Raw genomic sequence first — 20277 nt, 5'->3', positions numbered from 1 at the left:
CAGCAGCCCGTTCTCCGCGCGGAGGTGTGCGCCCATGGCAACGACAGGGTTCAAAGGGCTCAAGGACGCCACCGCCGTCGTCGGCATCGGGCAGACCGTCTTCGCCCGCCGGCTCGCCGAGTCCGAGAAGGCGCTGGCCTGTCGCGCCGTCCTCGCCGCCCTCGACGACGCCGGGATCGCGCCCGGCGAGGTCGACGCGCTCGCCTCGTACACCATGGAGGAGACCGACGAGGTCGAGGTGGCGAAGGCGGTCGGGCTCGGGGATCTGACCTTCTTCAGCAAGGTCGGGTACGGAGGCGGCGGCTCCTGCGCCACCGTCGCACACCTCGCCGCCGCCATCGCCACCGGGCAGGCGACCGTCGGCGTCGCCTGGCGGTCGCGCAAGCGCGGCAGCGGTCCCCGGCCGTGGCGGAACACGGCCGTGCAACTGCCCACCCCGGCCCAGTGGACGCGGCCCTTCGGGCTGCTCAGGCCGGTCGACGAGATCGGGATGCTCGCCCGTCGCTATATGCACGAGTACGGGGCGACCCGGGAACACCTCTTCGACGTCGCGCTCGCCTGCCGCAACCGCGCCAACCAGAACCCCGCCGCGATCATGTACGAGCGGCCGCTGACACGGGAGATGTACATGAGTTCCCGATGGATCAGCGAGCCGCTGTGCCTCTTCGACAACTGCCTGGAGACGGACGGGGCGCTGGCCTGTGTCGTGGTCTCCGCCGAGCGCGCCCGCGACTGCCGGCAGCGTCCGGTGTACATCCGCTCCGCCGCCCAGGGCCTGCCCTCCCAGCACCATGGGATGGTCAACTACTGGAACGACGACCCGCTCACCGGACCCGCCTGGACGGCCGCCCGGCACCTGTGGAAGCACGCCGACTTCGCTCCGGACGACGTCGATGTCGCCCAGATCTACGACGCGTTCACGCCCCTCGTACCGCTCTCCCTCGAGGGGTACGGCTTCTGCGGCAGGGGGGAGGGCGGCGCCTTCACCGAGGGGGGCGCGCTGGAGATCGGCGGACGGCTGCCCCTCAACACCGGGGGCGGCGGGCTGTCCGAGGCGTACGTCCACGGCTTCAACCTCATCAACGAGGGCGTGAAGCAACTGCGGGGGACCAGTACCGCGCAGGTCCCGGGTGCCGCCACCTGTCTGGTCACCGCCGGTGAGGGGGTCCCCACCTCCGCCCTGCTGCTGAGGAACTGACCCATGCCCGGCACCCGTCGGCAAAGGAGCCGCCCCATGACCGACAGCCTCCTCTCCCCCGTCCGTGACGAGGACGGTGCGCCCTTCTGGGAGTACGCCGCCCGCGGCGAACTGCGCGTCCAGGCCTGCGCCGACTGCGGCGAGCCGCGCTTCCCGCCCCGCCCCTGCTGCCCGCGCTGCCGGTCGTTCGCGACCGAGTGGCGGCTCACCAGCGGGAAGGGCCGGATCTGGTCCTACGTCGCCCCGCATCCGCCGCTGCTCGCGGCCTACGCGGCGCAGGCGCCGTACAACGTGATCGTGGTGGAACTGGCCGAGACGCCCCGCATCCGGCTCGTCGGGAACCTCGTCACCGGCCCGGACGCGCCCCTGGACTCGGTGCCCCCCGACCGGATCCGCATCGGCGCGCGCGTGCAGGCCGTCTTCAGCCGTGACGGGCTGCCCCGCTGGGTTCTGGAGCGGGCGTGAGCGGGGGACTGCGGGTCGACGCCGACAAGGAGAGCGGGGTCGCGGTCGTGACCCTCGACCGGCCGGCCAAGCTCAACGCCATCGATCTGCCGACCGCCTCCGAACTCGCCTCATGCTGGCGGGCGTTGCGCTTCGACGGCTCCGTCCGGGCCGTCGTCCTCACGGGCGCGGGTGAACGCGCCTTCTGCACGGGGTTCGACCGCGACACGGAGGTACCACAGCCCGACTCGCCCTACATGGTGGACGATCCGCTGCTCCGCATCGGGCCGAAGGCCAACGACCTGTGGAAGCCGGTTGTCGCCGCCGTGCGCGGCATCGCCTGCGGCGGGGCGTTCTACCTGCTCGGCGAGAGCGAGTTCATCGTGGCGGACCCGACCGCGGCCTTCTTCGACCCGCACACCACCTACGGGATGGTCAGCGCATACGAGTCCGTCCACGCGGCCCACCGGATGCCGTACGGGGAGGCCGCACGGATGGCGCTGATGGGGACCGCCGAGCGGATCTCCGCCCGGCGGGCCTACGAGATCGGCCTGGTGTCCGAACTCACCCCTCCCGGTGGGGCGCTGGACGCGGCAGTGAGCTGCGCCGCCGTCATCGCCTCCTATCCGACGACGGGAGTGCAGGGGACCGTACGGGCCCTGTGGGCGGCGAAGGAGGCGACGCGGTCGCAGGCCTTCGCGCACGCGCCCTCGCTCATCGCGCTGGGGAACCTGCCGCCCGAGCGGCAGGCGGAGTTGTTCGCCCGGAGGCGGACGGGCGGGTACCGGGTGCGGTAGCGCACGCCAGTTGTCGGCGTAGGCGTCCGGATCGAGCTCGACGTCCACCCCGAACCCGGCCGCGACCGCGTTCGGGTTCCGGACCTCGACTGTGGCGTAGGGTCCGTGGGCCGCCGGGTGCAGGTGCCACTACCGTCGGCGGGGGCGTAACGGGGCGCTCCGCCGCGTTCGCCACCGCATGGCACGACGCGCGTACTCGGCGTAGCGTCTTCGATGACGGCCGCCGTCCGGTATCCCTTCCGTCAGGTCCCGTGCGACGGCCGTCCAGAGCCGCTCTCAGGCGGTCCGGGCGGTTCCCGTCCCCTTCTCCGCGTCGAGGGCGTACACACAGCGGTCCTTGCTGCACGCGTACACCACGCCGTCCTTCACCACCGGCGCACCGGTGATCTCACCACCGGTCGCCAGCTTCCAGCGCAGCCGGCCGTCGTCGGCCTTCAGCGTGTACAGCAGGTGGTCCGTGGAGCCGAAGTGGATACGGCCCTCCGCCACAGCCGGGGAGCCCACGATCTCGCCGCCCGCCTGGAAGCGCCACTTCGGGGTGCCCGTGACCGCGTCCAGGGTGTACAGACCCTTGCCGCTGCCCACGTGGACGTGCCCCGCCGCCACCAGGACCGGCTCGATCGCGGCCCGCGACTCGGTGGCGATCCGCCAGCGGTCACGGCCGTCCGTCGCGTCGAGGGCGTACACCGTGCCCAGGTAGTCCGCCAGGTAGATGCCGCCGCCCGTCACCGCGGGGCCCGGTACGAAGGTCGGCGGGCACAGGAACACCGCGGGCGCCTCGAAGTGCCAGCGCACCATGCCGGTCGCCACATCGACGGCCAAGACCCTGGTGCCGGCCGAGAGGTACACATGGCCGTCCGTGGTGTGGGTCAGGCGCACCGGGACGCCACCGCAGGAGGCCGCGTCCCCGATCGGGTACGACCAGCGCTCCTCGCCCGTGCGCGCCTCCAGGGCCCACAGCCGGCCGTTCTTCCACACGTACACGGTGCCTTCGTGGACCACCGGCCCGGCCTCCGGCGACTCGAAGTCCGTCTGCGCGCCGGAGATCTCCCACAGTTTGCGGCCGCTGGACGCCTCCCACGCCTGGACGCCGCCGCCGCGGGTGCCGGTGACGACCGTGCCGCGGTCGGCCTTGAGGGAGTAGATCCAGCCGTCCATGGACAGCCGCCACAGATCCGCGCCCTCGCGGGCGTCCAGGGCGAAGAGCGTGGGGCCGTCGGAGGCGTGGATACGGCCGTCGGCGACCGCCATCGACCAGGCCACGTCCCGCGTCTTGAAGCGGCGGCGACCGGTCGCCACGTCCAGGGCGTGCACCTCGAAGGAGGTGACGTAGACGAGGTCGCCGGCGACCGAGGGGGTGCCCCAGACATCGTTCGACATGCGGAAACGCCACGGGCGCCAGCCCGTGGCGGTCTCCGGGGGTACGGCCGGCGGTGCGACCGTGGCGGCCACGCCGTTGACGCCGGGGCCCGGCCGGGACCAGGACGCGACGAGACCCGCCTCCGGGGGAGGCGCCTTCACCGCGGCGGCCCGGGCGTCGGCCACCCGCGGCCCCGGCCCGATCGGCACGGCCGCGCCCGCGAGCCGCACCGGGCCGCCGTCGGGCGCGCCGGCCGGCACCGGAACCGGGTCGTGCGAGGGCGGCGGGGGCACCGCCGGGCGCCCGCCACCGCTGCGGCCGGCAGGGGGCTTCGCCGCCGGGCGGCCGCCGCGGCGCGACTCGATCAGGCCGACGGCCTTCTCGGGCAGCCACGCCGACGCCGTACCGCTGTCGTCGGAGCCGGAACCGAAGAGGTGGGGTGCGAGCTGGGCCTGGAGGTCCGCCGGGTTCGGGCGGCCGGTGGCCTCCATCTGCATGCAGGACTCGATGAGCGGACGCAGCTCGTCCGGGAGGCCCGACAGGTCCGGACCCTCACGCAGCAGCATGAAGACGGTCTCGACGGGGTTGGCGCCGTGGAAGGGCGGATGCCCGGTGGCCGCGAAGACGAGCATCGAGCCGAGCGAGAAGACGTCGCTCGCGCCGGTCACACTGCGCGAGTCCTTCGCCTGCTCGGGAGACATGTACGCGGGCGTACCGACGGCGACGTTGGTCATCGTCAGACGGGTGTTTGACACACCGGAGGCGATACCGAAGTCGATCACCCGGGGGCCGTCCTCGACGACGAGGACGTTCGACGGCTTCAGGTCGCGGTGGACCAGGCCCGCACCGTGGATGGACTGGAGCGCCTCCGCGACGCCCGCGGCCAGCCAGCGCACCGCCTGGGCCGGCAGCGGCCCGCACTCGGTCACTATCTCCTCGAGGGAGGGCGCGGGCACATACGCGGTGGCCAGCCACGGCACGGCCGCACGCGGGTCGGCGTCGACCACGGCAGCCGTGTAGAAGCCGGACACCGCCCGAGCCGCCTCGACCTCGCGCGTGAAACGGACCCGGAAGAGCTGGTCCTCGGCGAGCTCGGTGCGCACCGTCTTGATCGCCACGCGCCGGCCGGACGCCGAGCGCGCGAGATAGACCAGCCCCATGCCGCCGGCACCCAGCCGTCCCAGCACCTCGAACGGCCCGATCCGCCGCGGATCGTGCTGTGTCAGCTGATCCACCACTTGCCTGCCACCTCCCCGTACGGGTCACGTCATCCGCCTTGTGCACGCGACCCCGTGCAGCGTCTCACCACCGCACCGCCGTGGCGGCACGCAGCCCGATTCTCCCTGTCCGCGCCACCGGTTGCGAACCCGGGGGCGGATCGGGGTGTCTCAGGACAAAACCGTGCCGGACCGCCCCTCGGGAAGCATCCGCCCGCATGATGAAACGCGGGGCGCGCCCGTGAAGTGCCGCGCCACGGCTTCGGAGTGCCCGGCCACCGCTGCGGCGGGGCCGGAGGACGCCCTCTGATGGCGCGTGACCACCACCACCCTTCCGTACGAGGTCTCGAACGGTGGTACCTGTCCTTCGCCGCCCGGCCGGCCCACCGCGCACAGGGGCATCGGGGACGGCGGGGCGATCGAGAGTACGGGAAGGTGTCCCGGGCGGGAAGACGTGCCGCTCGCCGGAAGCTGCGCGCGCCGCATCGGTCTGAAGGGACCGGCTCGGGGGCGGTACGGCGCCGAGAGTGTCCATGGGATGAGCCGGGCGATGTCGCCGGGCGCCCGGATACACCCGGTCCGCGCGGTCTGCGCGGTGACGTCCGGCGTCGCGATATACGCGTGCGGCCAGTGGGCCTCCCCGCCCCTCCTGGGTACCAGCGCGGCCACGGGTTCGCCATCCGAGCGCGGCCACCCGGAGGAGCACCCGGCCCGCACGGGACGCCTTCGGGCACGGGGCCACCGTCGGGGCTCCTGTCGTCAAAGGAGACGGCTCCGCCGCCGGGGAGCGCCCGTTCCCATGTGGCGGGGGGCGGATTTTCGGCCATGGCACCGGCTCGAGGGGCTCCAGGACCGCGGTACGCGTCCGCGTACCGCCTTCTCACAGGCCTCGGAAGCCGTCCACGGTACCCCGGGTCCCCATTTGCAGTCGGCCGAATCGCGCTCCGATCACCCCTCGGTAAGCTGACGGCATGACAGGACAAGTGCGTACCGTCGACGGCCGCGTGGCCGGTCGGCGTGGGCAGGCGACCCGGCAGAAGCTGCTCGACTGCCTCAGCGAGATGCTCAGCTCCTCTCCCTACCGGGACGTCAAAGTCATTGACGTCGCCCGGAAGGCGGGGACGTCGCCGGCGACCTTCTACCAGTACTTCCCGGATGTCGAGGGCGCCGTCCTGGAGATCGCCGAGCAAATGGCCACCGAGGGCGCGGGGTTGACCGCACTGCTCGAGGGACGCTCGTGGGTCGGCAAGGCGGGGTGGCAGACCTCTCAGGAACTCGTGGACGGGTTCCTGGAGTTCTGGCGCAAGCACGATGCGATCCTGCGCGTCGTCGACCTGGGGGCGGCCGAGGGCGACAAGCGCTTCTACAAACTCCGTATGAAGATCCTGAACTCCGTGAACAACTCTCTCGCGGACTCGATCACCGAACTCCAGTCCAAAGGCAAGGTCGACAAGGACGTGAACCCGGCGGCCGTGGCCGGCGCCCTCGTGGCGATGCTCGCGTCCGTGGCCTCGCACCAGAAGGGCTTCCAGTCCTGGGGTGTCAAGCAGGCCGAACTCAAGCCGAACCTCGCCCTGTTGGTGCATCTGGGCGTCACCGGGAAGAAACCGACGAAGTAGCCCTCGTCGCGCGTTCCCCCTGACCTGGTCGGCTGTTCCAGCTCACGTTCTGTCATGCGGGCGGTGGTCCACTCCGGTGGGCCACCGCCCGCTGCCTGTGCCGGCCCACCCGGGTCGTCATGCCCGCGTACCGGGCAGCGGGCGGTCCTCCACCACGTGCTTCATCACCAGAGTGGACGTCAGCCGCTGCACGCCCGGAAGGGTCGCCAGCCGCTCGTCGTAGAGCCGCTGGAAGGCGGCGAGGTCGGCGGTCGCGATCCGCAGCAGATAGTCGGGCTCGCCGAACAGCCGCTGCGCCTCCACGATGTGCTCCACCTCGCTCAGCGCCCGCTCGAACTCCGCGACGGTGTCCCGGTCCTCCTGCCGCATCGAGACGAAGACCAGCGCCTCGAAGTTCAGCCCGACGGCGGCGGGGTCCACGACGGCCCGGTAGCCGCGGATCGCGCCGCTCCGCTCCAGCTCGCGCAGCCGCCGGTGGCAGGGCGAGACGCTGAGCCGCACCCTCGCGGCGAGCTCGGTCACGGTCAGTCGCCCGTCCTGCTGCAGCTCGGCAAGGATTTTCTGATCCACGGAGTCCATGAGGCAGATTCTCCCCCTGAGACCGCGATCAAGGGCAAATTTAAGGAACACTTTCGCGCCGCTCGCGCCTAATGTCCCCGGTATGGATACGGGAGCGGTGTTGTCCTTTCTCGCCGTGGACCTGCTGCTGGTGTGCGTGCCGGGTGCCGACTGGGCGTACGTGATCGCGGCGGGCCTGCGAGCGGGGCCGGTGGTGCCGGCGGTGGCCGGCCTGGTCGCCGGGTACGCGGTGCACACGGCCCTGGCGGTGGCGGGGCTCGCGGTCCTGGTGGCGGGATCGCCGGGGCTGCTGACGGCGCTGACGGTGGCGGGAGCCGGGTACCTGGTGTGGCTGGGGTGGGGGGTGCTGCGCCGCCCCGGCGTTCCGGGGGCGGCCGCCGGGGAACCGGCCGACGCCTCCTCGGCCCGTTTCTTCCGCCGGGGCGCCACGATCAGCGGGCTCAACCCCAAGGGTCTGCTGCTCTATCTCTCCGTACTGCCGCAGTTCCTGGTCACGAAGGGCGCACGGCTGCCGGTGGCGGCGCAGACGGGGGTGCTGGGCCTTACGCACATGGCGTGCTGCACGGCCGTCTACCTCACCGTCGGCGTCCTGGCCCGGGCCGTGCTGGGCGCACGCCCGGCCGCCGCCCGGGCGGTCACCCGGACGAGCGGGGCCGCGATGCTCGGCATCGGCACGTTTCTGCTGGTGGAGCGGCTGGCGACGCTCTGAGCGGTGCGCTCAGCGCCGTACGATCCGAAACAACCGGATCTCCCGCTCCACCCGCGCCTGGTAGGTCGCGTACGGCGGCCAGAAGACCGACACCGCCCTCCAGGCCGCCGCCCGCTCCTCGCCCTCCAGCAGATGGGCCGTGACCGGGATGTCCGCCCCCTTCCAGCTGACCTCGGCCTCGGGGCGGGCCAGGAGGTTCGCGGTCCAGGCGGGGTGGCCGGTGCGCCCGAAGTTGGACCCGACGAGGAGCCAGCTGCCGCTCTCCTCCGGCATGCACGCCAGGGGCGTCCGGCGCGGCAGCCCGCTCCTCGCGCCGGTGGACGTGAGGATCACGCTCGGCAGCATCCGCGCGCTGAGCAGGAACCTCCCCCGGGTCAGCCGGTGCACCGCACGGTCGAGCGCGGGCACGACGTGCGGCGCCACCTTCGCGAAGGCGCGTGTGGAGGACACCTTCTGCACGATCCGTACTCCCACGGCCGTCACACGGCCACCCCCCTGTGCTCGAACAGCCGGGCCGCGTCGGCGGCGTGCGCCCGCAGCCGGTGCACGGGCCCGAACAGCAGCTCGTCCCCGGCCGCCCGCTTGAAGTACAGGTGGGCGTCGTGCTCCCAGGTGAACCCGATGCCGCCGTGCAGCTGGATCCCCTCGACGGCGGCGGTCCTCAGCGCCTCCAGAGCCTGCGCCAGGGCGAGCCCGCCCACACCCTTCTCGCCGTGCACGGTCGCCCAGGCCGCGTAGTACGCCGCCGAACGCGCCGTCTGCACCCGCACATGCACATCGGCCAGCCGGTGCTTCACGGCCTGGAAGGACCCGATCGGCCGGCCGAACTGCTCCCGCTGCCCGACGTACTCGACGGTCCGTTCCAGCGCCCGGGCGGCGGCTCCCACGGCCTCGCAGGCGAGGACGGCGGCGGCACGGTCCCCGAGAGCGGCGAGCGCCCCGGCCACATCGGCGCCGTCCTCTCCCAGCAATTCCGCTTCCACCTCGCGCAGTTGGATGCGGGCACAGGGGCGTGTGCAGTCCAGAGCGGTCTGCCGCGTGCGCACCGCGCCTTCCCGTACGAGGAACAACAGGGTCCGCGACCGCGCGAATCCCCCGGCGTGGGCGGCCACCACCAGCAGCCCGGCACTGTGCCCGTCCAGTACCTGGTCCGCCTCCCCGTACAACCGCCAGGCGCCCTCCGCCCGCCGCGCCTGAATGCCGCCGGCGCGTCCACCGCCCGCCCAGTCGCCCCGGTTGTCGCCGACCAGGGCGAGGGCGGTGGCGAGGGCCGTGCCGGGTACGGCGAGGGCGGCGGTCAGCTCCCCGGAGGCGATCCGGGGCAGCAGCTCGGCACGCTGGCCGTCGGTACCGAGGGCCAGCAGCAGGGGTGCGGCGAGGACGGCCGTGGACAGCAGCGGGGAGGGGGCGAGAACTCGCCCCACCTCCTCGCAGGCGAGGGCGAGTTCGGTGGTGGTGCAGGCGACGCCGCCGTACGTCTGCGGGAGTGCCAGCCCGGGCAGACCGAGTTTCGCGAGGGTCGTCCACAGGGCGGGGTCGTACCCGGTGCCGGTCCGGACGGCGGCCCGGAGGTCCTGCGGCCCGCACACCCGGACGAGCGCCTCCCGCACGGTACGGCGGATCTCGTCCTGTTCGACGGTGAAGCGGGCGTCCATGGGGGCCTCCTTCGTCTGACGACCCGTCATGTTAGGACGGCGGGGTGCCCGCGCACAGGCCCGCCGCGCAGAAACCTGATGTACCGTCAGATCCATGAGTGCTGTGACCGGCCGGCAGGCCGCGATCGTCGGCGTGGCACTGTCCGACTGCGGCCGGGTCGACGAGGCGACGCCGTACGCCCTGCACGCCCAGGCCGCCCGTCGCGCCCTGGCCGACGCGGGCCTGGACCGCTCGGCGATCGACGGCTTCGCCTCGGCCGGCCTCGGCACGCTGGCGCCCGCGGAGGTCGCGGAGTATCTCGGCCTCAGGCCCACCTGGGTCGACTCCACGTCCGTCGGCGGCTCCACCTGGGAGGTCATGGCGGCGCACGCGGCGGAGGCCATCGCGGCGGGGCACGCACGGGCGGTGCTCCTGGTCTACGGCTCGACGGCCCGTGCGGACATCCGTGCGGGCCGCCGCACCGGCACCCTGTCCTACGGCGCCCGCGGACCCCTCCAGTTCGAGGCCCCCTACGGCCACACGCTCATCGCCAAGTACGCGATGGCGGCCCGCCGCCATATGCACGAGTACGGCACGACGATCGAACAGCTGGCCGAGGTGGCGGTACAGGCACGGGCCAACGCGGCGGCGAACCCGGAGGCGATGTTCCGTGACCCGATCACCGTCGACGAGGTCCTGTCCGGCCCGGTGATCGCGGATCCCTTCACCAAGCTGCACTGCTGCATACGGTCCGACGGCGGTGCGGCGGTGCTGCTGGTGGCGCGGGACCTGGTACGGGACTGCCGTACGCGACCGGTGTGGGTCCTCGGGACCGGGGAGCACGTCTCGCACACGACGATGTCCGAGTGGCCGGACTTCACCTTCTCCCCGGCGGCGGTGAGCGGCCGTCTCGCCTTCGGGCGGGCGGGAGTGCGGCCGGAGGAGATCGACTTCGCGGAGCTCTACGACGCCTTCACGTACATGACGCTGGTGACGCTGGAGGACCTCGGCTTCTGTGCGAAGGGCGAGGGCGGCGCGTTCGTCGAGAAGGGACGGCTGCTGGTGCGGGGCGGGGAGCTGCCGGTGAACACGGACGGGGGTGGCCTGTCGGCCCAACACCCCGGGATGCGCGGGCTTTTCCTGCTGGTGGAGGCGGTGCGCCAGCTGCGCGGCGAGGCCGGGGACCGCCAGGTGCGGCTACGGGACGGCGCGTTGCCCCGGCTGGGTGTCGCCTCCGGCACGGGCGGTTGGTTCTGCTCGTCGGGGACGGTGGTGCTGGGGCGTTGAGCCCCGGGGCCGCTCTGCCCCGATGCGGTCCCCGCCGCGCGGCTTGCTGATGGCGCGGCCTGCCCGGCGCCGTCGGGCCCGGGAGCGATACTCGAAGGTATGGGAACGGATCTTCACGAGCTGCTCAGGACCCTGCGGGTGTGGGACCCGCAGACCACCGAGCTGCCCGCCTTCGACCCGGCAGCGGCGCCCGAGGAGCCACTGGCCCTGTTCCGGGACTGGTTCGCGCAGGCGGTGGCGGCGGGGCAGACCGAACCGCACACGATGTCGCTGGCGACGGCGGACCCGGACGGCACACCGGACGTCCGCACCGTGATGCTGCACGAGGCGGACAGGGACGGCTGGGCGTTCGCGACGCACGTGGGCAGTCGCAAGGGCCGCCAGCTGGCGGCGAGGCCGTATGCCGCGCTGGGTTTCTACTGGCCCGTCCAGGGCCGCCAGATCCGGGTGCGCGGCCCGGTAGCGCCCGCGCCCGCGGAAGAGGGGCAGGCGGATCTGCACGCCCGGTCGACGGGCGCGCTGGCCGCGGCGCTCACCGGTCGCCAGAGCGAAGTGCTCAGCTCTACCGAGGAGTTGGCGCGGGCCTCGGAGGAGGCGTGGGAGCGGGCACAGCGGGAGCCGGACGTCCCGGTCCCGTCCTGGACGCTCTACCGCCTCCGGCCGGACGAGGTCGAGTTCTTCCAGGGAGACGCGACACGCCGGCACGTACGGCTCGCCTACCGCCGGACGCAAGAGGGGTGGGCGAAGGACCTGCTGTGGCCTTGACGTGCGGCCCCTGTCACGGTGCGGAGTCGTTGCGGAACTCACGCCACGTGATCGTCTTCATACCCTCGCCGTAGCCTGCGTGTCTGGATGTGCTACGTCTGACCCCGCTCGACCCGGAGCCCTCGGACATCGGCGGAGCCCCGACGGCTACGGGATCTCCGGCTCCGGGTCGCTCGCGATCCGTGCGTGGAGATGGACGTCGCGGAAGACGTCCTTGCGTCCCGCCTCGAACATCGCCCCGCGCAAGGTCCCCTCGAACGGGAAGCCGCACCGTTCCGCTATGCGGCAGGAGGCCTCGTGGCCGAGGGCATGACCCAACTCCAGGCGGTTGAGGCCCAGGTCGGTCAGGGCCCAGCGGGCGGTGAGGGCGAGTGCGCGGGAGGCGACACCGCGGCCGCGGGCCTCGGGAAGGATCCAGTAGCCGACGCGGGCGACGCGCAGGACGTGGTCGATCTCGTTGACGCCGATGTGCCCCAGCGTCCCGCCGCTCTCCGCGTCCGTGATCCGGAACGAGGCGTTCGTGCCGTTCGCCACGCCCGCCGCCTTCGACCGCATCGACGCCAGGGCATCCTCCCAGTTGTCCACGGTCTTCAGCGGCGTGTTCCACTGCCGGAAGTCCGGATCGGTCAGCCCCCGCAGCCACGCCTCGACGTGTTCCCGGGACCGGACGTCCCAGGAGCACAGCCGCAGACCGTGGCCGTGCAGTTCGCGGGAGGAGTCAGGGGGCGCCGGAGAGTTCCTCTTGACGTCGGTCATCAGGCCATTGAAGCCCCTGATTCCCCGCTTCGCCCCTCGTTTTCGCGGCCGCACCCGCACAAGCGTCGTCCAACGCCTCACCGCCGTGGCCGGAACACCGGCACCGGCACGCCCCCGGCCCGTCGGAAGGCGACCTGCAGATCCATCCCCACCCGCAGCTCGGCTCCCTCGCACTCCACCACTTCCGTCATCATCCGCGGTCCCTCCGCGAGATCGACCACGGCCGCGGTGTAGGGCGTGCGGTCCGCGAAGGGCGGCAGGTCGTTGCGGTGGACGACGGACCAGGTGTAGAGCGTGGCCCGGCCACCTGCCTGCTCCCAGGTCACGTCCTCGCTCCAGCAGTGCGGGCAGAACTCCCGCGGATAGTGGTGCGCGCGCCCGCACGCCGCGCAGCGGCGGATCAGCAACCGCCCCTCGGCCGCCGCCTCCCAGTACGTACGGGTGAAGGCGTCCTGTTCGGGGAGGTCGAAGCGGGGCGGCCCGCCCGGCGTCCCGCTCACCGGAACAACCCCAGCGCGCTGTCCACCGACCACGTCTGCCACGACATCCCGAACAACCCCACCGCCGAGATCAGCGCCATCATCGAATTCTGTCCCTGCTCGGCCCAGTCGTGGATCATGAGCGTGAAGTAGAGGACGTTCAGGAGCAGCCCGCCGACCAGGGCGACGGGCGTCAGGAAGCCCGCGATCAGGCCCAGCCCGAGGGCCAGTTCCGCGTACACGACCACGTACGCCATCGTCCGCGGCCGCGGTGCGACCAGCACGTCGAAGCCGCTGCGCACCGCCGTCCAGCGGTGCTTGGCCGCGACGTCCGCCGCCCACGCGATCCCGGAGCCCCGCTCGAACCACGCCTTCTTGTCCTTGTGCCGCCAGCTCTCCAGCCACCACAGTCCGAGACCGACGCGCAGCACGGCGAACCATTCCGCGCCGGTGAGCCAGATCGTGTCCATGCTGCGCCGCCCTCCCGCCGTCCAGTTACCTGACGGTACGTCAGTTCAGCGCACCCGCGGTCCGTCCGCAAGGGACGGGTACGGGAAGGGCCTCACCCGGCCGCGCAGACGAACTCGGCCCGGAAGCCGCGCCGGACCGCGTCCCTCGGGCCGCGCCGCCTCAGGTCGCGCTACCGGACACCAGCCCGACCCGTAGTCCGGGACGGCCGCGAGCCCCACCGATCGCCCACATCCGGTCCGTCTACGACACCGGCCCCACCCACTCCTCCTACAGCCGTGATCGATTCGCAACCGATTCCCGTCTTGACCGAAACCCATCAACGCAGTCGCTGGATACGCTCCGCTCATGGCCGACTCCTCCACTGCTTCGTCACATCCCGTGGTTCCGGCCCACGAGGACCGACCGGTGTATGTGATCGGCGGCGGCCCGGGTGGGCTCGCCGCGGCGTACGCGCTGCGCGCCCGAGGTCTGCGGGCCGTCGTCCTGGAGAAGTCCGACCGCGTCGCCGCGTCCTGGCGGCGCCACTACGACCGGCTGCACCTGCACACCACGCGCCGCCTCTCGGCCCTGCCCGGGCTGCCGATGCCGCGGTCCTTCGGACGGTGGGTGTCCCGTGACAACGTGGTCCGCTACCTGGAGAAGTACTCCGAGCACCACCAGTTGGAGATCGTCACCGGAGTCGAGGTCTCGCGTGTCGAGCCGGCCCCCGACGGCACCGGCTGGCTGCTGCACGCGACCGGCGGCCGTGAGCTGACGGGCAGCGCGGTCGTCGTCGCCACCGGCTACAACCACACCCCGCGCGTCCCGGACTGGCCCGGCCGCGATGCCTACACCGGCGAGTTGCTGCACGCCGGCCAGTACCGCAACGCGAAGCCCTACGCCGGCCGCGACGTCCTCGTCGTGGGGGTCGGCAACACCGGCGCCGAGATCGCCGTCGACCTGGTGGAGGGCGGTGCCTCCCGGGTGCGGCTGTCGGTGCGCACCGCGCCCCATGTCGTGCGCCGGTCCACCGCCGGCTGGGCGGCCCAGTTCACAGGGATCCTGGTACGGCGGCTGCCGGTGCGGCTCGTCGACCGGATGGCCGTGCCGATGGCGAAGATCAGCGTGCCGGACCTGTCGGAGCACGGACTGCCCCGGCCCGGCACCGGGCTGTACTCCCGGGTCAACGAGGGTTCCATACCCGTCCAGGACGTCGGTCTCATCGACGCCGTACGCAAGGGGCGGGTCGAAGTCGTGGCGGCCGTGGAAGCGTTCGAGGACCGCAAGGTCGTGCTCGCCGACGGCAGCCGTATCGAGCCCGAGGCGGTGATTGCCGCGACCGGATACGTCCGCGCACTGGAGGAACTCGTCGGCCACCTCGGTGTCCTCGATGCCCGCGGCAAGCCGGTCGTGCACGGCGCCCGCTCCCCGCGCACCGCTCCCGGCCTGTACTTCACCGGGTTCACCAACCCGATCAGCGGGATGTTTCGCGAACTGGCCGTCGACGCCCGGAAGATCGCCAAGGCGGCGGCACGCCACGCGGAGCGGGACCAGGCAACGCGCTGACCGCCGCCGACCGGGCCACTTCGCCTCCGGCGCCGCAACCACGACCGCTTGCCGCGCAGTCGATCACCAACGCAAGTGCGCGAGCTCTGACGAGTACCTGCGGCTCTCTTCCTGACGCTGCGTCAGTTCAGTAATCTGACATTGCGTCAGTTATGCAGGCCGTCACACAGGAGCGGGTGGAACGATGCTTGGATCAACCCACGGCACCCTCACCACCGACTCCCGCCGGGCCCGGATCCTCGCCTGCGGTGAGCCCCCCTCGCCCGTCGTGCACGGCAGGGCCGCGGGCGTCGGCGACCTCGACGTGAGCGGGCGCCCGCTGCGCGCCGAAGTCCCCGACCTGGAACGGTTCTTCCGGCCTGAGTCCGTCGCCGTCGTCGGCGCGTCGGACACCGAAGGGCGACCGGGAACCGGCATCACCCGGCAGCTGCTCGCCTGGGCCGAACGGGTCGGCGCCCGGCTGCACCCGGTGCACCCCACCCGCCGGGAGGTCTTCGGCATCCCCTGCTCTCCCTGTCTCGCGGACCTGCCCGAACAGGTCGACCTCGCCGTCCTGCTCGTCTCCGACCCGCTTCCGCTCATCGAGGAACTCAGCGCGGCCAAGGTGAAGTTCGCCGTCGCCTTCGCCTCCGGTTTCGCCGAGACCGGCGAGGAGGGCGCCGCCGCCCAGAACCGGCTCGCCGCCGCCGTGGAGCGGTCCGGGGTACGGCTGCTCGGGCCCAACACCAACCTCAACGCCTTCGAGCGGTTCCGGGAGGACCTCGAGGGGCCGGCCATCGCGCTCATCACCCAGTCCGGGCACCAGGGACGGCCCGTCTTCGCCCTGCAGGAGCTGGGAGTCAGGCTCTCCCACTGGGCGCCCACCGGGAACGAGGCCGATCTCGAGACGGCCGACTTCATCTCCTACTTCGCCGAGCGGCCCGAGGTAGGCGCCATCGCCTGCTACATCGAGGGTCTGAAGGACGGCCGCTCCTTCCTGCTGGCCGCCGACCGGGCCGCCCGGCGCGGTGTGCCGGTCGTGGCGGTCAAGGTGGGCCGCACCGAGACCGGCGCCCGCACGGCCGCCTCGCACACCGGCAAGCTGACCGGCGCGGACGACGTGGTCGACGCGGCGATGCGGCAGTTCGGGGTCGTCCGCGTCGACGGACTCGACGAACTCCAGGACACCGCCACCCTGCTGGCCCGGGCCCGGCCCCCGCAGGCGGACGGCGTGGTCGTCTATTCGATCTCGGGTGGCACGGGCGCGCATGTCGCCGACCTGGCGACCGAGGCCGGACTGCGGTTGCCGGTCCTGTCGGAGACCAGGCAGGCCGAACTGCACCAGTGGATACCGGAGTACCTGAGCGTCGCCAATCCCGTGGACAACGGGGGTCATCCGGTGGGCGACGGGCGCGGCCGGCAGATCATCGACTCGATCCTCACCGACCCCGAGGTGGGCGTGCTGATCTGCCCGATCACCGGGCCGTTCCCGCCGCTGAGCGACCGGCTCGTGCGGGATCTCGTGGACGCGGCGGAGCACACGGACAAGCTGGTCTGCGTGGTGTGGGGGTCGCCGGTCGGGACCGAGCCGGCGTACCGCGAGGTCCTGCTCGGCTCCTCCCGCGTGGCCACGTTCCGCACGGTCGGCAACTGCCTCACCGCCGTCCGCGCCTACCTCGGCCATCACCGCTTCGCCCGCGGCTACCGCTCCCCGTTCGACGAGGCCCCCCGCACTCCCTCCCTGTCCTTCAAGAAGGCGCACGCGCTGATGCGGCCGGGTCAGCAGCTCAGCGAGCACGCGGCGAAGCAGCTGCTGCGGGCGTACGGCATACGCGTGCCCCGCGAGCAGCTCGTGACCAGCGCGGCGGCGGCGGTGCGGGCGGCGGGTCTCGTCGGCTACCCGGTGGTGATGAAGGCCTCCGGCGCGCAGATCGCCCACAAGACCGAACTCGGCCTGGTGAAGATCGGGCTGACCTCCGCCAGCCAGGTCAGGGACGCCTACCGGGAGCTGACCGACATCGCCCGCTACGAGGGCGTGGCGCTGGACGGGATCCTGGTGTGCCAGATGGTGGAGCCGGGCGTGGAGATGGTCGTCGGGGTCACGCGCGACGAGCTGTTCGGGCCGGTCGTGACCGTGGGGCTCGGCGGGGTGCTGGTGGAGGTGCTGCGGGACGCGGCCGTGCGCGTGCCGCCGTTCGGTGAGGACCAGGCCCGGGACATGCTCACCGAACTGCGCGGCCGGGCGCTGCTCGACGGCGTCCGGGGGCGGCCGTCGGCCGACCTCGACGCCCTGGTGGAGGTCGTCCTGCGGGTGCAGCGCATGGCGCTGGAGCTGGGGGACGAGCTGGCCGAGCTGGACATCAATCCGCTGCTGGTGCTGCCCAGGGGGCAGGGCGCGGTGGCGCTGGACGCGCTGGCGGTGTGCCGATGAGCGAGCAGGGCGTACGGCACGAGGTCCGCGACCACGTCTCCTTCGTCGTCCTGAACCGTCCCGAGGCCCTCAACGCCCTCACGCCCGGCCAACGGGACCGGCTCATCGCCTTGCTGGAGGAAGCGGACCGAGACCCGGAGATCCGGGCCGTCGTCCTCACCGGCACCGGGCGCGGCTTCTGCGCGGGCGCGGATCTGCGGGGCGGTGCGGGGGGCGGCGAGCGGGTCACCGGGGACGTCGCCCGGACGATCCGGCTCGGCGCACAGCGGCTGATCGCGGCCGTGCTGGACTGCGAGAAACCGGTGATCGCGGCCGTCAACGGTACGGCGGCCGGGCTCGGCGCCCATCTCGCGCTCGCCTGCGATCTCGTACTGGCCGCGGAATCCGCCCGGTTCATCGAGGTGTTCGTGCGGCGCGGGCTCGTGCCGGACGGCGGCGGCGCCTATCTGCTGCCCCGGCTGATCGGCCCGCAGCGCACCAAGGAGCTGATGTTCTTCGGCGACGCGCTCCCCGCTGCGGACGCCGAACGGCTCGGGCTGGTCAACCGGGTGGTTCCGGACGGGGAGCTGGACAAGACGGCTCGCGGGTGGGCGGCCCGCCTCGCCGCCGGCCCCACCCGGGCGCTCGCCCTGACCAAGCAGCTCGTCAACGCCTCCCTCGGCACGGAGCGGGCCGCCGCCTTCGCCGCCGAGGCCGCCGCGCAGGAGGTCAACATGACGACCCAGGACGCGCGGGAGGGACTCACGGCCTTCGTGGAACGCAGGAGCCCGGAGTTTTGGGGCCGGTGAGGCTCAGGCGGCGGCCACCCGTTTGAGGATCCACAGCTCGCCCGCATCCGGGTCGCCGAAGAGCACGAACAGTCCGGGCTCCTCCTCGGTGCCGCCGACCGACCGGTGGGTGTCGTCGCCGCAGTCACCGTGGAGGCGTACGAGCACGCCGTCGCGCCCGGCGTCCTTCCCCACCCCATGCCGGACCGCCTGGGCACTGCTCTGTCTGTGCCCGCCGCACCTCTTCCAATCTGACGTATCGTCAGATTCAATGGGCGGTGTGATGGGACACGCAGGGATGGCGGCCGCCGCCGTCCGTTACCTCAGGCCCGCCGGGTCCCCGGCCGCGGGGACCGTCGAGGCGCTGCCGCGCCCGGAGCTGCGGTGCGTCCGCGCGGACGAGCGGGCGCCGGTCGACCAGGGCGAGTTCCGCCGTGTGCTGGGCGGCTTCGCGACCGGGGTGACCGTGGTGACGGCCCCGGCCGCCGACGGCGCGCACTCCCCCGCCGGGTTCGCCTGCCAGTCCTTCTGCTCCCTCTCCCTCGCCCCGCCGCTCGTCGCCTTCATGGTGGGCCGTACGTCGGCGACCTGGCCGCGTATCGCCCGGGCGGGCGTCTTCTGCGTCAACGTCCTGGGCGCCGGTCAGGGCAAGCTGTGCCGCGCGTTCGCGGTGAGCGGTGCGGACAAGTTCGCGGGTGTGGAGTACGACGCGGCGCCGGTCTCCGGGTCCCCGCGGCTGGCGGGTGCGGCCGCCTGGGTCGACTGCACGATCCACGCCGTGCACACCGGCGGCGACCACCTCATCGTGGTGGGCCGGGTGGACGCCCTGGACACGGGCGAGGCCCCCGGCGGGCCGCTGCTGTTCCACCGGGGCCGGTTCGCGCGGCTGGCGCCCTGAGGGGAGGGCCTCAGGCCGGTACGACGGCCGGGGTCACCGCCGGGCGCCGCCGGATCACCAGCACCATCAGGGCCGCCGCCGCGCACAGCGCGCCCGACGCGTACCAGACCACGTCGTAGGAGCCGAACGCGTCCCGGGCGACACCGCCGAGGAAGGCCACGAGCGCGGCGCCGACCTGGTGCGAGGCGAGGACCCAGCCGAAGACGATCGCGCTGTCGTCGCCGTACTGCGCACGGCACAGGGCGACGGTGGGCGGGACCGTGGCGACCCAGTCGAGACCGTAGAAGAGGATGAAGAAGAGCATCGGCGGATGGACGCTCGGCGCCAGCAGCATGGGCAGGAAGAGGAGCGAGACACCGCGCAGGGCGTAGTAGACCGCGAGCAGGCGGCGCGCCTCGAAGCGGTCGGTGAACCAGCCGGAGGCGATCGTGCCGACGACGTCGAACACGCCGATGACCGCGAGCAGCGAGGCCGCCGCCGTGACGGGCATGCCGTGGTCGTGGGCCGCGGGCACGAAGTGGGTCTGGATCAGGCTGTTGGTGGAGGCTCCGCAGATCGCGAAGCTGCCGGCCAGCAGCCAGAAGGTGCCGGTGCGGGCGGCCGAGGAGAGGACCGTGACCGCACGGCGGGCGGCGCCACGGGCGGGCTCCGGCTTCGGCACGAACTCCTTGGCCCCGTAAGGCTTCAGACCGACGTCGGCCGGGTGGTCGCGCAGCAGGAGCCAGACGAAGGGGACGACCGCGAGGGCGGCGAGGGACACCGTGACGGCGGCCGGGCGCCAGTCGTGCGTCTCGACGATCCAGGACAGCACGGGCAGGAAGATCAGCTGCCCGGAGGCCGAGGCGGCGGTGAGGATGCCGGTCACCAGGCCGCGGCGCTCGGTGAACCAGCGGTTGGTGACCGTCGCGGCGAAGGCCAGCGCCATCGAACCGGTGCCGAGGCCGACCAGCAGACCCCAGCACAGCAGCAGCTGCCAGGCGGAGTCCATCCACACCGTCAGGCCCGAGCCGAGCGCGATCACGGTCAGGGCCACGGCCACGATCCGGCGGATCCCGAAGCGGTCCATCAGGGCGGCCGCGAAGGGGGCGGTCAGCCCGTACAGCGCGAGGTTGATGGAGACCGCGGCACCGATCGTGCCGCGTGACCAGCCGAACTCCTGGTGGAGCGGGTCGATGAGCAGTCCCGGCAGGGAGCGGAAGGCGGCGGCGCCGATGATCGTCACAAAGGTGACGGCGGCGACGAACCATGCCCGGTGGATGCGGGGCGGCTTCTTGTCGGTCCGGAACTCCGCCGCGGCCGCGGCGTCGGTTGTCTGCGTCACGTCATAGAGGATCCGGGCCG

20 protein-coding genes are annotated in these 20277 nt (G+C 72.7%); 11 read left to right on the top strand and 9 right to left on the bottom strand.

Annotated elements, in window-relative coordinates; all coding sequences use genetic code 11:
- Window positions 1–34 precede the first annotated feature (34 nt).
- The 3 genes from ABZ904_RS15215 to ABZ904_RS15205 are packed head-to-tail and all read left to right on the top strand — an operon-like array spanning window position 35 to window position 2439.
- Window positions 35–1198 (top strand): lipid-transfer protein, encoded by a 1164-nt coding sequence (locus ABZ904_RS15215; RefSeq protein WP_361823478.1) that lies wholly within the window; start codon window positions 35–37, stop codon window positions 1196–1198.
- A 36-nt stretch (window positions 1199–1234) separates the two neighbouring features.
- Window positions 1235–1663 (top strand): OB-fold domain-containing protein, encoded by a 429-nt coding sequence (locus tag ABZ904_RS15210; protein ID WP_359394078.1) that lies wholly within the window; start codon window positions 1235–1237, stop codon window positions 1661–1663.
- Entirely contained in the window at window positions 1660–2439 is a 780-nt protein-coding gene (locus tag ABZ904_RS15205) for an enoyl-CoA hydratase/isomerase family protein (protein WP_359394076.1), read from the top strand. Before ABZ904_RS15210 ends, ABZ904_RS15205 begins: the two co-directional genes overlap by 4 nt.
- A 276-nt stretch (window positions 2440–2715) precedes the next feature.
- On the opposite strand, the gene ABZ904_RS15200 is transcribed toward ABZ904_RS15205, so the two are convergent.
- Window positions 2716–5037, bottom strand: coding sequence for a serine/threonine-protein kinase (locus tag ABZ904_RS15200; RefSeq protein WP_361823475.1), 2322 nt, complete (start codon window positions 5035–5037; stop codon window positions 2716–2718).
- Between the two features lie 950 nt (window positions 5038–5987).
- On the opposite strand from ABZ904_RS15200, the gene ABZ904_RS15195 reads away from it, so the two are divergent.
- Window positions 5988–6635 (top strand): TetR family transcriptional regulator, encoded by a 648-nt coding sequence (locus ABZ904_RS15195; RefSeq protein ID WP_359394072.1) that lies wholly within the window; start codon window positions 5988–5990, stop codon window positions 6633–6635.
- 117 nt (window positions 6636–6752) lie between these two features.
- On the opposite strand, the gene ABZ904_RS15190 is transcribed toward ABZ904_RS15195, so the two are convergent.
- Complete coding sequence (locus ABZ904_RS15190) at window positions 6753–7214, bottom strand: Lrp/AsnC family transcriptional regulator (protein WP_359394070.1); 462 nt, start codon at window positions 7212–7214, stop codon at window positions 6753–6755.
- An 82-nt stretch (window positions 7215–7296) separates the two neighbouring features.
- Here ABZ904_RS15190 and ABZ904_RS15185 point away from each other — a divergent pair, with 82 nt between their 5' ends.
- Window positions 7297–7923 carry a LysE family translocator gene (locus tag ABZ904_RS15185; protein ID WP_359394069.1) on the top strand — a complete coding sequence of 209 codons (627 nt, stop codon included), beginning with the start codon at window positions 7297–7299 and terminating at the stop codon, window positions 7921–7923.
- Between the two features lie 9 nt (window positions 7924–7932).
- Here ABZ904_RS15185 and ABZ904_RS15180 read toward each other — a convergent pair whose 3' ends face one another.
- Entirely contained in the window at window positions 7933–8406 is a 474-nt protein-coding gene (locus ABZ904_RS15180) for a nitroreductase family deazaflavin-dependent oxidoreductase (RefSeq protein WP_359394067.1), read from the bottom strand.
- On the bottom strand, window positions 8403–9578 hold the full coding sequence (locus tag ABZ904_RS15175) for an acyl-CoA dehydrogenase family protein (RefSeq protein WP_361823470.1): 1176 nt from the start codon (window positions 9576–9578) through the stop codon (window positions 8403–8405). Before ABZ904_RS15175 ends, ABZ904_RS15180 begins: the two co-directional genes overlap by 4 nt.
- Before the next feature lie 94 nt (window positions 9579–9672).
- On the opposite strand from ABZ904_RS15175, the gene ABZ904_RS15170 reads away from it, so the two are divergent.
- Window positions 9673–10845 (top strand): acetyl-CoA acetyltransferase, encoded by a 1173-nt coding sequence (locus ABZ904_RS15170; RefSeq protein WP_361823467.1) that lies wholly within the window; start codon window positions 9673–9675, stop codon window positions 10843–10845.
- A gap of 99 nt (window positions 10846–10944) precedes the next feature.
- Complete coding sequence (locus ABZ904_RS15165) at window positions 10945–11610, top strand: pyridoxal 5'-phosphate synthase (RefSeq protein WP_359394060.1); 666 nt, start codon at window positions 10945–10947, stop codon at window positions 11608–11610.
- Between the two features lie 147 nt (window positions 11611–11757).
- On the opposite strand, the gene ABZ904_RS15160 is transcribed toward ABZ904_RS15165, so the two are convergent.
- From ABZ904_RS15160 to ABZ904_RS15150, 3 genes are all read right to left on the bottom strand, one after another.
- Window positions 11758–12366 carry a GNAT family N-acetyltransferase gene (locus ABZ904_RS15160; RefSeq protein WP_359394058.1) on the bottom strand — a complete coding sequence of 203 codons (609 nt, stop codon included), beginning with the start codon at window positions 12364–12366 and terminating at the stop codon, window positions 11758–11760.
- Window positions 12367–12443: 77 nt separating this feature from the next.
- Window positions 12444–12866 carry a Zn-ribbon domain-containing OB-fold protein gene (locus ABZ904_RS15155; protein ID WP_359394056.1) on the bottom strand — a complete coding sequence of 141 codons (423 nt, stop codon included), beginning with the start codon at window positions 12864–12866 and terminating at the stop codon, window positions 12444–12446.
- The gene (locus ABZ904_RS15150) at window positions 12863–13315 is read right to left on the bottom strand and encodes a DoxX family protein (protein WP_359394054.1); all 453 of its coding nucleotides are present in this window, start codon (window positions 13313–13315) and stop codon (window positions 12863–12865) included. The genes ABZ904_RS15155 and ABZ904_RS15150 overlap by 4 nt, the downstream gene beginning before the upstream one ends.
- Window positions 13316–13661: 346 nt before the next feature.
- Here ABZ904_RS15150 and ABZ904_RS15145 point away from each other — a divergent pair, with 346 nt between their 5' ends.
- The 3 genes from ABZ904_RS15145 to ABZ904_RS15135 all read left to right on the top strand — a co-directional run bounded on the left by ABZ904_RS15145 (window position 13662) and on the right by ABZ904_RS15135 (window position 18059).
- Complete coding sequence (locus tag ABZ904_RS15145; RefSeq protein WP_359394052.1) at window positions 13662–14861, top strand: NAD(P)/FAD-dependent oxidoreductase; 1200 nt, start codon at window positions 13662–13664, stop codon at window positions 14859–14861.
- 184 nt (window positions 14862–15045) lie between these two features.
- Window positions 15046–17271 (top strand): acetate--CoA ligase family protein, encoded by a 2226-nt coding sequence (locus tag ABZ904_RS15140; RefSeq protein WP_361823462.1) that lies wholly within the window; start codon window positions 15046–15048, stop codon window positions 17269–17271.
- Window positions 17268–18059: an enoyl-CoA hydratase-related protein gene (locus tag ABZ904_RS15135; RefSeq protein WP_359394048.1), complete on the top strand. Its 792-nt coding sequence runs from the start codon at window positions 17268–17270 to the stop codon at window positions 18057–18059. The genes ABZ904_RS15140 and ABZ904_RS15135 overlap by 4 nt, the downstream gene beginning before the upstream one ends.
- Before the next feature lie 3 nt (window positions 18060–18062).
- On the opposite strand, the gene ABZ904_RS15130 is transcribed toward ABZ904_RS15135, so the two are convergent.
- Entirely contained in the window at window positions 18063–18233 is a 171-nt protein-coding gene (locus ABZ904_RS15130; protein WP_360993384.1) for a hypothetical protein, read from the bottom strand.
- Window positions 18234–18321: 88 nt separating this feature from the next.
- On the opposite strand from ABZ904_RS15130, the gene ABZ904_RS15125 reads away from it, so the two are divergent.
- Window positions 18322–18936, top strand: a complete 615-nt coding sequence (locus tag ABZ904_RS15125; RefSeq protein WP_360993381.1) for a flavin reductase family protein — start codon at window positions 18322–18324, stop codon at window positions 18934–18936.
- A gap of 10 nt (window positions 18937–18946) precedes the next feature.
- On the opposite strand, the gene ABZ904_RS15120 is transcribed toward ABZ904_RS15125, so the two are convergent.
- On the bottom strand, window positions 18947–20257 hold the full coding sequence (locus ABZ904_RS15120) for an MFS transporter (RefSeq protein ID WP_361823458.1): 1311 nt from the start codon (window positions 20255–20257) through the stop codon (window positions 18947–18949).
- Between the last annotated feature and the right edge of the window lie 20 nt (window positions 20258–20277).

The organism is Streptomyces sp. NPDC046900, from assembly GCF_040644975.1.
GTDB lineage: Bacteria > Actinomycetota > Actinomycetes > Streptomycetales > Streptomycetaceae > Streptomyces.
This window is presented reverse-complemented; position numbering and strand designations above follow the sequence as displayed.

Excerpts from the sequence above, each read along its gene's own strand:
- ABZ904_RS15210 (WP_359394078.1), top strand. The coding sequence starts at position 1,235 with ATGACCGACAGCCTCCTCTCCCCCGTCCGTGACGAGGACGGTGCGCCC.
- ABZ904_RS15145 (WP_359394052.1), top strand. The coding sequence starts at position 13,662 with ATGGCCGACTCCTCCACTGCTTCGTCACATCCCGTGGTTCCGGCCCAC.
- ABZ904_RS15170 (WP_361823467.1), top strand. The coding sequence starts at position 9,673 with ATGAGTGCTGTGACCGGCCGGCAGGCCGCGATCGTCGGCGTGGCACTG.
- ABZ904_RS15165 (WP_359394060.1), top strand. The coding sequence starts at position 10,945 with ATGGGAACGGATCTTCACGAGCTGCTCAGGACCCTGCGGGTGTGGGAC.
- ABZ904_RS15140 (WP_361823462.1), top strand. The coding sequence starts at position 15,046 with ATGCTTGGATCAACCCACGGCACCCTCACCACCGACTCCCGCCGGGCC.
- ABZ904_RS15125 (WP_360993381.1), top strand. The coding sequence starts at position 18,322 with ATGGGACACGCAGGGATGGCGGCCGCCGCCGTCCGTTACCTCAGGCCC.
- ABZ904_RS15215 (WP_361823478.1), top strand. The coding sequence starts at position 35 with ATGGCAACGACAGGGTTCAAAGGGCTCAAGGACGCCACCGCCGTCGTC.
- ABZ904_RS15150 (WP_359394054.1), bottom strand. The coding sequence starts at position 13,315 with ATGGACACGATCTGGCTCACCGGCGCGGAATGGTTCGCCGTGCTGCGC.
- ABZ904_RS15185 (WP_359394069.1), top strand. The coding sequence starts at position 7,297 with ATGGATACGGGAGCGGTGTTGTCCTTTCTCGCCGTGGACCTGCTGCTG.
- ABZ904_RS15195 (WP_359394072.1), top strand. The coding sequence starts at position 5,988 with ATGACAGGACAAGTGCGTACCGTCGACGGCCGCGTGGCCGGTCGGCGT.
- ABZ904_RS15190 (WP_359394070.1), bottom strand. The coding sequence starts at position 7,214 with ATGGACTCCGTGGATCAGAAAATCCTTGCCGAGCTGCAGCAGGACGGG.
- ABZ904_RS15135 (WP_359394048.1), top strand. The coding sequence starts at position 17,268 with ATGAGCGAGCAGGGCGTACGGCACGAGGTCCGCGACCACGTCTCCTTC.
- ABZ904_RS15160 (WP_359394058.1), bottom strand. The coding sequence starts at position 12,366 with ATGACCGACGTCAAGAGGAACTCTCCGGCGCCCCCTGACTCCTCCCGC.
- ABZ904_RS15175 (WP_361823470.1), bottom strand. The coding sequence starts at position 9,578 with ATGGACGCCCGCTTCACCGTCGAACAGGACGAGATCCGCCGTACCGTG.